Here is an 11682-nt window from a genome sequence, read left to right as displayed (position 1 = left end):
CCGCGCAGGCGCGGCACGCACGCCGCCCGGAGGATGTCAAGCCGCACATGCCCCGCGCGCGACCCCCGCCGGGGGCGCCGCCGCGCCGAGCCGTCCCCTCGCCGCCGCGCCGCCACGCTCGCGCCGAGCCCGCCGAGCGACACATGGTAGCGTGAGCCGCGCCCGCACCACGCCGTGCGGGCATCCCCGTCCCCAGAGGAGACCATGAAGCGAGAGAAGCGACTGACCAAGCGCGAGCGAAAGGCGCTCGCACCGGCCCGCCCGGCGGCGCAGCAGCACGCGCACCAGCACATCCACTGCGTCGCCTGCGGCAAACACCTCGATGCGATCGAGTTCGGGGCCCAGGGAACGGCGACATGGCTCCAGTGCCTCCACCGGTCGCGCTTCGCGTCCTGCACCGTATGCGTCGACATATCGAAGCGCCTCCTCGCCGAGCACGACCGCACCGGACAGCCGGTGCAGTCCGCCCAGGCGTGGCACTGAGATCCGCCCAGGCGTGGCACTGAGATCCGCCCAGGCGTGGCACTGAGAGCAGAGCCACAGGCCGCGCGCCCAACAGGCGACGCCTGAGGGCGCCCGCCACACAACGCACCACAGACGGACGATCAGGACAGATCGTCAGCGCACCTCCTTCGCGCGCTCACCCACCGGCGGTCCACGCCGGCTACGCTTGCGCTCGGCGCCCTTTGCGCCAATGGTTTGCGCCCCATTCATCTCGGAGGATCTGCATGACGAAACCAATCCGCCGCGCGGGCGTCATCGGCGCGGGCGTCATGGGCAGCGGCATCGCCGCCCACTTCGCGAACGCCGGCATCGAGGTCCTGCTCCTCGATATCGTGCCCCCGAACCTCAGCGAGGCTGAGCGGCAGGACCCGGCCGCCCGGAGCCGCTTCGCCGCGGGCGGGCTCGAGAAGGCGCTCAAGGCCAGGCCCGCCGCGTTCTTCCACCCGTCGCACGCCCGCCTCGTGCGCACCGGCAACACGGAAGACCACTTCGCCGAGCTCGCGCAGTGCGACCTCGTCATCGAGGCCATCATCGAGAAGATGGAGCCGAAGCGCGCCCTCTTCGCGCGGCTCGAGCAGGTCATGCGGCCAGACGCGATCGCGGCGTCGAACACCTCCGGGCTGCGCATCGAGGAGATGATGCAGGGCCGCGCCGAGGACTTCCGCAAGCGATTCCTCGTCATGCACTTCTTCAACCCGGTCCGGTACATGAAGCTCCTCGAGCTCGTCACCGGCCCCGACACCGATCCGGCCGTCGTCGCGCGCGTGCGGAAGTTCGGCGAGGACGTGCTCGGCAAGGGCATCGTCTTCGGCAAGGACACCCCGAACTTCGTCGGCAACCGCATCGGCACCCACGCGATGCTGACGGCCATCCACCTCATGATCGAGGAGGGGCTCGCGCCGGAGGACGTCGACGCGATCACCGGCGTCGCGATGGCCCACCCGAAGAGCGCGAGCTTCAGGACGGGCGATATCGTCGGGCTCGACACCTTCGCCCACGTCGCCGAAAACTGCTACGCGTCGCTCGAGCGCGACGAGGACCGCGAGGTCTTCAAGCTGCCCGCGTACATCCGGAGCATGATCGAGGCGAAGCTCCTCGGCGACAAGACGAAGGGCGGCTTCTACCGCAAGACGAAGGACGGGCTCGAGACGCTCGACCCCGCGAAGCTCGCGTACCGCCCGCACGGCGGCGACGAGGCGATCAAGAAGGCCACGAGGTCGTGCGAGAAGATCGAGGACCCGGCCGCGCGCGTGAAGAAGCTCGCCGGCGATCCGGGCAAGACCGGGCAGTTCGCCTGGAAGGTGCTCTCCCGCTCGCTCGCGTACACGGCCCGGCGCGTCGGCGAGATCGCCGACAGCATCGTGTCGATCGATGACGCCATGCGCTGGGGGTACAACTGGGAGCTCGGGCCGTTCCAGACCTGGGACGCGCTCGGCTTCGCCGAGACCGTCGAGCGCATGCAGAAGGACGGCATCAAGCTGCCCGAGTCGATCCTGCGCATGAAGCAGCGCGGCGCGACCTCGTTCTACCGCGAGGACGGCGCCGTGTTCGACCTGCTCAAGGGCGAGTACGTCGCCCGCCAGGTCGATCCGCGGAACGTGACGCTCGCCGGCGCGCGCGCGGCCGCGGGGGGCGCGAAGGCGGTGCTCGCCAACGACGGCGCGGAGGCGTGGGACCTCGGCGACGGCGTGCTCGGCGTCACCTTCAAGACGAAGGCGAACAGCCTGGATCCGGACTCGATCGGGATGCTCACGCTCGCCGCCGAGAAGGCCGAGCAGGACTTCCGCGCGCTCGTCGTCTTCAACCAGGGCGAGCACTTCTGCGTGGGCGCCAACCTGTTCCTCGTGGCGATGGCCGCGGGCAACAAGGACTGGGACGCGATCCGCAGGATGGTGAAGGCGTACCAGGACGCGACGCAGCGGCTGAAGTACGCGAGCGTGCCGGTCGTCGCCGCGCCCTACGGGATGACGCTGGGCGGCGGGCTCGAGCTCTGCTTCGCCTGCGACGCGGTGCAGGCCGCGGCCGAGACGTACGCGGGGCTCGTCGAGGTCGGCGTCGGCCTGATCCCGGGCGGCGCGGGGACGCTGAACATGCTCTGGCGCGCGTTCGAGGGCATCCCCGAGGGCGTGCCGGTGAACTCGTACGACCTCGTGACGCAGGTCTTCAAGAACATCGCCCTCGCCAAGGTCGCGACGAGCGCCGACGAGGCGAAGGCGCTCGGCTTCTTCCGCAAGACCGACGGCGTCTCGTTCGACAGGGCGCGCCAGCTCCACGAGGTGAAGGCGCGCGCCGTCGGCCTCGCCGAGGCCGGGTACCACGCGCCCGTGCCGCGCGCGTACAAGCTGCCGGGCGAGAGCGGGATCGCGACGCTGCAGATGATGATCGACACGCTCGTCGCCGGCGGCCACGCCAGCGAGCACGACGCGAAGATCGCGCGCAAGCTCGCCGAGGTGCTCTGCGGCGGCGCCGGGGGCGCGGCGCGCGAGGTGACCGAGGACGAGATCCTCGAGCTCGAGCGCGAGGCGTTCGTCAGCCTGTGCGGTGAGCCGAAGAGCGCTGAGCGGATGCAGTACATGCTGATGAACAACAAGCCCCTCCGGAACTAGGTGAACGCCATGGTCGACGTCGTAATTGCAGAGGCCGTCCGCTCGGCCGTTGGCCGGGCCCACAAAGGGTCGCTCGCGCAGAAGCGCCCCGACGAGCTCGCGGGCGAGGTCGTCGCCGCGCTCTTCCAGCGCGTCCCGCAGGTGAAGCCGGAGGACGTCGAGGACCTCGTCCTCGGCTGCGCCATGCCGGAAGGCGAGCAGGGGCTCAACGTCGCGCGCGTCGTCTCGCTCCTCGGCGGGATGCCGCAGGAGAGCTCCGCGATCACCATCAACCGCTTCTGCTCGAGCGGGCTCCAGGCGATCGCGCTCGCGGCGGGCAGCATCGCGATGGGATCGGTCGACATCGCCGTCGCCGGCGGCGTCGAGTCGATGAGCATGGTCCCGATGACCGGCAACAAGCTGAGCGCGTCGCCGGAGGCGATGGAGCGGTGTCCGACGGTGTACACGCCGATGGGCATCACCGCGGAGAACGTGGCGAACCGCTTCCAGGTGAGCCGCGCCGACCAGGACGCGTTCGCGCTGAAGAGCCACCAGAAGGCGGCGGCGGCGCGCGCGGCCGGGCGGTTCGAGGACGAGATCGTCACCGTGAAGGGGGTGCGCTACGAGAGCGGCAAGCGCGCGACCTTCGACTTCCGCACCGACGAGCTGATCCGGAAGGAGACCACCGCGGAGGCGCTCGCCGGGCTGAAGCCGTCGTTCGCGGCGAAGGGGAGCGTCACCCCGGGCAACAGCTCGCCGCTGTCGGACGGCGCCGCCGCCGCGCTCGTGATGAGCAAGGCGAAGGCGGACGCGCTCGGCGTGAAGCCGCTCGGGTACTTCCGGGCGTTCGTGACCGTCGGCGTCGACCCGGCGATCATGGGGATCGGCCCCGTGCCCGCGGTGCGCAAGCTGCTCGCGCGGATGGGGCTGAAGATGGCCGACATCGATCTCTTCGAGGTCAACGAGGCGTTCGCGTCGCAGGCCGTCTACGTGCAGCGGACGCTCGAGATCCCCGAGGACAAGCTCAACGTGAACGGCGGCGCGATCGCGCTCGGCCACCCGCTCGGGTGCACCGGCGCGAAGCTCACCGCGACCGCCCTCTACGAGCTGCGCCGCCGCGGCGGCCGGTACGCCATCGTCACGATGTGCATCGGCGGCGGCATGGGCGCCGCCGGCCTCATCGAGCTGGCCGGCGCGTCCGCGCGCGCCTGATCCCGCGCCGCCGATCCCCCCGCCGCGCGCGCCCCGCCGCGCGCCGGAGCCCCGCGCTCCGGCTTTCCTGCGGCGGGGCGATGGCCTATAGATCGCCCCATGCCGAGCCACCTGACGACCTTTGAAGGGTCGATCCCCGAGGCCCTGAAGCGGGCCATCGAAGCGAAGATCGAGGGCGCCACCGCCGAGGTGACGGGCGGCGGAGGGCACTTCAACCTGGTCGTGACCTCGCCGGTGTTCGCCGGCAAGAGCATGCTGGAGAGCCAGCGGCTGGTTTACGGGGCCATCGCCCACCTGATGGCCGGCGACCAGGCGCCGGTCCACGCGATCGACAGCCTGAAGACCCGCACCCCCTGAGCGCGGCTCACCCGCTTCGGATACGGGCCCACCTCGACGTTTTCGGTGCTCGGCGTACTGGAGTACGCCTGCGCGCCGAAAACGCCGATCTGGGCCCGTCTCCTGTGCGGGTGAGACGCGCTCGGCCGCCGGAGGCGTCGTCCGGGCGCGAGGCGCCCCCGTCGAGCGCGGCCCGCGTGGACATTTCTGGTCCAGGTATCCCGCCGTCACCGCGGCGGAGAGGCGTCGCGCCGTCCGTTTGACACCGGAATTCGCGCGGTGGTACGTGGCGGCCAGCGCCAGATCCAGGCGCGCTTGCCCGATCGCGACCTCACGACCCCGAGGACCTTGCCATGACGCCTCGCTCCCCGTTGCTCCCCGCCGCCCGTCCCGCGGGCGCCCCCGACGCGCCAGACGACCGGCGCGCGCTCCCCGCCCGCGGTCGCTCCGACAAGGCCTGCCGCCTCGGCGTCGGGCTGCTCTCCATCGTCCTCGGCGCGGCGATCTCCGCCGCGGCGCCGGACGCCGCCGCGCAGGTCCCCGACACGACGCGCACGGGCAACGGCGCGAACGGCGACGGCATGGATCTGCACCTGTTCCGGCCGGCTGTCGACTCCAAGGGGCTCTTCTCGGTCAACGGGGCCGACATCCTCGGCGCCAACGACATCAGCCTTGGGCTCGTGCTCGATTACGGGCACAACATCATGCCGCTGAACGAGAACGACCGGGGGACGAACGTGATGTTGAATCACGCGTTCCAGGGGACGTTCCAGTTCGATTACGGCATCGCCAACTTCCTCGTCGTCGGGCTGTCGCTGCCGGTCGTGCTCAACGGGGCCAAGGCGGTCGACGACATCGGCCCAGGGCCCGGCGCCAACTACAACGACAACTCGCTCGACGCCCAGGCGCTCGGCAACGTGGCGCTCCACGCGAAGGTGCGCCTGCTCCGCCCCGATCAGGACGTGATCGGGCTCGCGCTGATCGCGCAGGCGGGCGTCGGCGTGGCCGGGAGCGAGGACTTCGCCTCCGACCCGGGCTTCTTCTACTGGCCGCAGATCGTGCTCGAGAAGCGGTTCGGCATCACCAACCCGTTCCGGATCGCGGTGAACGCGGGCTACCGCGGCCACACCGGGGAGAACCCCGCGTTCGGCCTGCGCCAGGACGGCCTCACCTTCCAGCTCAAGGAAGGAGATTTCAAGTACTCCGACCTGATCACCGGCGGCTTCGGGCTCAGCTACCGCGTCCTCTCGCCGCTCGACCTCGTGGCCGAGACCTACCTCACGCAGCAGGTCGGCGGCGGCGAGAGCAACCGGCAGAAGCTGTCGGCCGAGGCGATCGGGGGCATCAAGCTCTTCATCGAGCGGAACAGCTTCCTCATGCTGGGCGCCGGCGTCGGGTACACGCCCGGGTTCCAGGCGGCGGAGCAGCGCGCGACCATCGGGTTCGTCTTCGAGCCGTCCATCGGCGACCGCGACGGCGACGGCATCAAGGACGATCAGGACGACTGCCCGGACGAGCCGGAGGACTACGACGGCTTCCAGGACACGAAGGCGGACTCGCCCCCCGGGAAGTACGGTTGCCCGGATCCGGACAACGACGAGGACGGCATCCTCGACGTCGACGATCGCTGCCCGAACAACCCCGAGGACAGGGACGGCGACGAGGACGACGACGGCTGCCCGGAGGGGAGCGACGGCGACCGGGACGGCGACGGCATCCTCGACTCGCGCGACAAGTGCCCGGACGACCCGGAGGATCGCGACGGCTTCCAGGACAAGGACGGCTGCCCCGACCCGGACAACGACAAGGACGGCATCCCCGACAAGTCCGATCAGTGCCCGAACGACCCGGAGGACAAGGACGACTTCGAGGACGAGGACGGCTGCCCCGACCCGGACAACGACAGGGACGGCATCCCGGACGTGACCGACAAGTGCCCGAACGATCCGGAGACGTTCAACGGGCTCGAGGACGAGGATGGGTGCCCGGACAAGGGCAATGTCATCCTCGAGGAGAACAACATCGTCATCCTCGAGAAGATCCAGTTCGCGACCGGCAGCGCCGAGATCCTCCCGGAGTCGTTCGGCATCGTGCAGGCGGTCGCCGAGACGCTCAAGCACCACCCGGAGTTCACGATGATCGAGGTGCAGGGGCACGCCGACGAGCGCTCGGCCGACGCGTACAACCTGAAGCTGACGCAGGCGCGCGCCGACGCGGTGGTGGAGGCGCTCGTGCAGCGCGGGGTGAGCAGGAACGCGGTGCGCGCCATGGGCTACGGCGAGTACTGCCCGCTCGACCCGGCCCACAACGCGGCGGCCTGGGAGAAGAACCGGCGCGTCGAGTTCAAGATCGTGCGCACCGACAAGGGGCCGACCAACGTGGAGCTCGGCTGCGCCCTCGCCCGCTCCAAGGGCGTCGTCCCGCCGCCCTGAGCGGAGCGCGCGGCGCGCGTTCGCCGCGCGCCCTCCGCGCGCGCCGCGCCGCCGCCGATCTGGACAGGACAGGTCGGCCCGCGAGAGAGTGAACCCCATGAACGCCCGCGCCTGGCTCCCCGCCGCCGCAGCGACGCTCGCCGCCGCGGCGAGCGGTTGCATCGACACCGACGCCGCCGTGTTCGTCGAGCCGTCCATCGCCGCGCCCGAGGCGACGGTCTCCACGAGCGCGCTCGGGACGAGCCTCGAGGCGCGCTTCACGCTGGAGCTCCACCTCGGTCCGCGGGCCAGCGGCCCCAGCCGCGTCGCGATCCGCGCCTTCGAGATCGCGAGCGCCGACCAGGAGACCTCGATCGTCGCGCCGCTCCCCGTCGAGACCGCGACGGCGCTGCCGGTCGAGGTCGCTCCGGGCAGCGACGTCACCGTGGCGTTCACCGCCGACACCGCCGCCGAGGGCGGGACGCTCCCGATCGACGCCGCGGCGGCGCTCTGCGCCGCGGAGGGGATCCGGATCACCGGCTCGATCGAGGACTCGCTGGAAGACGGGGCGACGCCCGTCGCCTCCGCCGTGTTCCACGCGCGCTGCCCGTGACGCGCCGCGTGCGCGCCGCGCCGGCGCCGTCTCGCCGGCGCGCTCCGCGATGGGCGGCGCCATCGCGCGCGCGCCGCGCTACATAGAGTCCATGGCGTACGAAGAGCGCACCCTCCCTCAGGAGACCGAAGCGGACCGCGCGCCCCGGGCCGCGGGCCCTGCCGACGAGAGCCGCGCGGACGCGCGCGATCCGGGGAGCGACGTCACGAACGGCGGGCGCGGCGAGGTCCTCGGGCTCGACGAGGGCGGGCTCGCCGCGCTCCGGCGCGCGGTGGCCGCGTGGCGCGCCGGCCCGGTCGCCGAGGCGTCGGCGCGCTTCCCGCCGCGCAGCGAGCGCTTCTCGACCTGGAGCGGCATCGACGTCCCCGACCTCGCGACGCCCGCCGACGCGCCGGTCGACCACGCGGCGGATCTCGGGCTGCCCGGCGAGTACCCGTTCACGCGGGGCGTCCAGCCGACGATGTACCGCGGCAAGCTCTGGACGATGCGGATGTTCGCGGGCTTCGGCACCCCCGAGCAGACGAACGCGCGGTTCAAATACCTGCTCGCCGAGGGGCAGACGGGCCTGTCCACCGCCTTCGATTTCCCGACCCTCATGGGATACGACTCCGACTCTCCGCGGTCGCTCGGCGAGGTCGGGATGTGCGGTGTCGCCGTCGACACGCTCCGCGACATGGAGGTGCTCTTCGACGGCATCCCGCTCGATCAGGTGACGACGTCGATGACCATCAACGGCCCGGCCGTCGTGCTGCTCGCGTTCTACATCGCGCTCGCCGACAAGCGCGGGATCCCGCGCAAGCGGATCGGCGGCACGGTCCAGAACGACTGCCTGAAGGAGTTCATCGCCCAGCACGCCTGGCTGGTCCCGCCGCGCCCGGCGATGCGCATCGTGACGGACATGATCGAGTTCTGCGCGCGCGAGGTGCCGCGGTGGAATTCGGTGTCGATCAGCGGCTACCACATCCGCGAGGCCGGCTCGACCGCGGCGCAGGAGCTCGCGTTCACGCTCGCGGACGGGCTCGCCTACGTCGAGAGCTGCGTCGAGCGCGGCCTCGACGTCGACTCCTTCGCGCCGCGCCTCTCGTTCTTCTTCGACGTCCACAACGACTTCTTCGAGGAGATCGCGAAGTTCCGCGCCGCGCGCCGCATGTGGGCGCGGTTCCTCAAGGAGCGTTACGGGGCGAAGAAGGCCGAGAGCATGAAGCTGCGGACGCACGCGCAGACGGCCGGCGTCTCGCTGACCGCGCAGCAGCCCTACAACAACGTGGTCCGCGTCTCGCTCCAGGCGCTCGCCGCCGTGCTCGGCGGCACCCAGTCGCTCCACACGAACTCGCTCGACGAGACCTACGCGCTCCCGACCGAGGAGAGCGTGACCATCGCCCTCCGGACGCAGCAGATCATCGCCCACGAGAGCGGGGTCGCGAACACGATCGATCCGCTCGGGGGGAGCTACTACGTCGAGTGGCTGACCGACCGCATGGAGCAGGAGGCGCTCGCGTACATCCAGCGGATCGACGAGATGGGCGGGATGGTGGCCGCCATCGAGAAGGGGTATCCGCAGCGCGAGATCGCCGCCTCGGCCTATCGCTTCCAGCGAGAGCTGGAGTCGAACGAGCGGATCATGGTCGGCGTCAACCGCTATGCCGCGGCGGGCGAGAAGACGATCCCCCTCCTCCGTATCGACGAGGAGGTCCAGCGCGTCCAGTGCGAGAACCTCGCCCGGGTCAAGGCCCAGCGCGACAAGGACCGGGTGCGAAGCGCGCTGGCCGAGGTGCGGAGCTGCGCGCGCGGCCGCGACAACCTCATGCCCCCCATCATCGCCGCGGCGAGCGTCTACGCGACCGAGCAGGAGATCTGCGACGTGCTGCGCGACGTCCTGGGGACTTACAGCGATCCCGCAGAATTCTGATCTGGCGCGCCGTCCCTCGGGGGCGCGGGGCCCCTCGTGGGCATCCGAGCAGGTCACGGGCCGCACATCGGGCCAGGAACCCCCCGCAATTCGTCAGGTTGACACTTCTCTACCCCCGCCGGTAGAGTGCGCCGGCGTCAGGTTGCCGCAGTCGCGGCTCATCCGTGGCGCCGCCGTACGGTCTGCTGTTGTCGCTGCGCTGCGGCGCTGCGTGCTGTCGGTCGAATGAGAGGGATCGTCGCTGGCGACAGAGATCGCCGCGAGGGAGCAAGCTTATGAAGAGTCGATCCATGACGCGCCGCATTTTTGCCCTGTCGGCGCTACTTCTGTCCGTCGGCGCCACGGCGGCCTGCGGCAAGAACGGCACCGAGGCCGGCAAGGAGCCGGGCGCGACCCCGGCCGGGACCGGGACGGCGCAGGCGGGCGGCGCCAAGAGCGGCGGCGCGAAGTTCGTCACGATCTCCCGGGAGCAGCAGGCGTCCTGGGTGCGCAACTTCAACCCGCTGCTCGGCGAGGGGAGCGTGCGCTTCCCCACCGTCGCCGGCATCTACGAGCCCATGATCGTGTACAACACGATGAAGGGCGAGTTCGTTCCGTGGCTCGCCACGAAGTACGAGTGGAGCGACCAGAACAAGAAGCTCACCTTCACGACCCGCACCGAGGTCAAGTGGTCTGACGGACAGCCCTTCTCGGCGAAGGACGTCGCGTTCACGTTCGGGCTGCTCAAGAAGTTCCCGGCGCTCGACCTCACGGGCGTGTGGAAGTTCGTCGACTCGGTCGAGGCCAAGAACGACACGACGGTCGAGTTCAGCTTCAAGGAGCCCTTCGTCCCCGGCCTCCACTACATCGGCCACCAGCCGATCGTGCCGGAGCACAAGTGGAAGGACGTCGCCGACCCGGTCACCTACACGAACGAGACCCCCGTCGCGACGGGGCCGTTCACCGAGGTCAAGACGTTCCAGAACCAGATCTACGAGCTCGGCAAGAACCCGCACTACTGGCAGAAGGGCAAGCCGGCCGTCGAGGGCCTGCGCTTCCCGGCCTACCCGGGCAACGACCAGGCGAACCTGGCGCTCATCAACGGCGAGGTCGACTGGGCCGGCAACTTCGTCCCCGACATCGACAAGACCTACGTCGCCAAGGACCCGCAGAACAACCACTACTGGTTCCCGCTCGTCGGCGGCACCGTGACGCTCTACCCGAACGCCACGAAGAAGCCGTTCAACGACATCAAGCTGCGCAAGGCCATCAGCATGGCCATCGACCGGGCCCAGATCGCCAAGATCGCGGTCAACGGCTACACGGTCGGCGCGGACGGGACCGGGCTCGACGACGCGTACGAGCGCTGGCGCAACCCGAAGGCGGTCGAGGCGGGCGACTGGACGAAGTACGACGTCGCCAAGGCGAACGCGCTCCTCGACGAGGCCGGCTACGCCAAGGGCTCCGACGGCATCCGCGCGAAGGACGGCAAGCCGCTGAAGTTCGACATCAACGTCGTGACCGGCTGGTCCGACTGGGTTCGCGCGGTCCAGATCACCACGCAGAACCTGAAGGCCGTCGGCATCGAGGCGACGCTGAAGACGTACGACTTCAGCGCGTTCTTCGAGGCGCTCCAGAAGGGCACGTTCGACATGTCGATGGGCTGGACGAACACCGAGCCCACGCCGTTCAACTTCTACCGCGACCTCATGGCCCCGGAGTTCGTGAAGCCGGTCGGCGAGGCCACGACGCGCAACTGGCACCGCTTCGCCGCCAAGGAGGCCGAGCCGCTGTTCAAGCAGTTCCAGGCCGCGACGGATCCGGCCGACCAGAAGCGCATCATCGACGAGCTGCAGATGATCTACGCGCAGCAGGTGCCGGTGATCCCGCTGTTCAAGAACCCGTCCTGGGGCGAGTACAGCACGAAGCGCTTCGTCGGGTGGCCCAGCAAGGAGAACCCGTACGCGAAGCTGTCGCCGAACAACTCGCCGGACTACCTCCTCGTCCTCACCGAGATCAAGCCGAAGTGACGTTCCCCGCGCAGCGCGCCGGGTCGCCGGCGCGCTGCGCGCGTGTCCCCTCGTCGCTTCTTCCGTCTTCGTCTCGCCTCCTCTCGTCTTCCAGCTTCCCCGT

General features: G+C 70.3%; 8 protein-coding genes. All 8 read left to right on the top strand.

Features of this window, described 5'->3' with window-relative positions; translation table 11 throughout:
* Positions 1-204: 204 nt before the first annotated feature.
* Positions 205-483, top strand: coding sequence for a hypothetical protein (locus WMF24_RS38945; protein WP_437732515.1), 279 nt, complete (start codon positions 205-207; stop codon positions 481-483).
* A gap of 245 nt (positions 484-728) precedes the next feature.
* Positions 729-3110: a 3-hydroxyacyl-CoA dehydrogenase/enoyl-CoA hydratase family protein gene (locus WMF24_RS38940; RefSeq protein WP_437732514.1), complete on the top strand. Its 2382-nt coding sequence runs from the start codon at positions 729-731 to the stop codon at positions 3108-3110.
* A 9-nt stretch (positions 3111-3119) separates the two neighbouring features.
* Positions 3120-4301 carry a thiolase family protein gene (locus WMF24_RS38935; RefSeq protein ID WP_437732513.1) on the top strand — a complete coding sequence of 394 codons (1182 nt, stop codon included), beginning with the start codon at positions 3120-3122 and terminating at the stop codon, positions 4299-4301.
* A gap of 99 nt (positions 4302-4400) precedes the next feature.
* Complete coding sequence (locus WMF24_RS38930) at positions 4401-4658, top strand: BolA/IbaG family iron-sulfur metabolism protein (RefSeq protein ID WP_437732512.1); 258 nt, start codon at positions 4401-4403, stop codon at positions 4656-4658.
* Between the two features lie 332 nt (positions 4659-4990).
* Positions 4991-7069 carry an OmpA family protein gene (locus WMF24_RS38925; protein WP_437732511.1) on the top strand — a complete coding sequence of 693 codons (2079 nt, stop codon included), beginning with the start codon at positions 4991-4993 and terminating at the stop codon, positions 7067-7069.
* A gap of 97 nt (positions 7070-7166) precedes the next feature.
* The gene (locus tag WMF24_RS38920) at positions 7167-7661 is read left to right on the top strand and encodes a hypothetical protein (RefSeq protein WP_437732510.1); all 495 of its coding nucleotides are present in this window, start codon (positions 7167-7169) and stop codon (positions 7659-7661) included.
* Positions 7662-7752: 91 nt separating this feature from the next.
* Positions 7753-9570: an acyl-CoA mutase large subunit family protein gene (locus WMF24_RS38915; protein WP_437732509.1), complete on the top strand. Its 1818-nt coding sequence runs from the start codon at positions 7753-7755 to the stop codon at positions 9568-9570.
* 290 nt (positions 9571-9860) lie between these two features.
* A complete protein-coding gene (locus tag WMF24_RS38910) occupies positions 9861-11579 on the top strand; it encodes an ABC transporter substrate-binding protein (protein ID WP_437732508.1) in 1719 nt (572 codons plus the stop codon).
* Positions 11580-11682: the final 103 nt, after the last annotated feature.

The sequence above is a fragment of the Sorangium sp. So ce1335 genome (assembly GCF_051521615.1).
GTDB lineage: Bacteria > Myxococcota_A > Polyangia > Polyangiales > Polyangiaceae > Sorangium.
The sequence above is the reverse complement of the archived record's forward strand: the minus strand, read 5'-3'. Positions and strand labels throughout refer to the sequence as shown.

Coding starts and splice junctions, on each gene's coding strand:
- WMF24_RS38945 (WP_437732515.1), top strand. CDS start 205: ATGAAGCGAGAGAAGCGACTGACCAAGCGCGAGCGAAAGGCGCTCGCA.
- WMF24_RS38940 (WP_437732514.1), top strand. CDS start 729: ATGACGAAACCAATCCGCCGCGCGGGCGTCATCGGCGCGGGCGTCATG.
- WMF24_RS38935 (WP_437732513.1), top strand. CDS start 3,120: ATGGTCGACGTCGTAATTGCAGAGGCCGTCCGCTCGGCCGTTGGCCGG.
- WMF24_RS38930 (WP_437732512.1), top strand. CDS start 4,401: ATGCCGAGCCACCTGACGACCTTTGAAGGGTCGATCCCCGAGGCCCTG.
- WMF24_RS38925 (WP_437732511.1), top strand. CDS start 4,991: ATGACGCCTCGCTCCCCGTTGCTCCCCGCCGCCCGTCCCGCGGGCGCC.
- WMF24_RS38920 (WP_437732510.1), top strand. CDS start 7,167: ATGAACGCCCGCGCCTGGCTCCCCGCCGCCGCAGCGACGCTCGCCGCC.
- WMF24_RS38915 (WP_437732509.1), top strand. CDS start 7,753: ATGGCGTACGAAGAGCGCACCCTCCCTCAGGAGACCGAAGCGGACCGC.
- WMF24_RS38910 (WP_437732508.1), top strand. CDS start 9,861: ATGACGCGCCGCATTTTTGCCCTGTCGGCGCTACTTCTGTCCGTCGGC.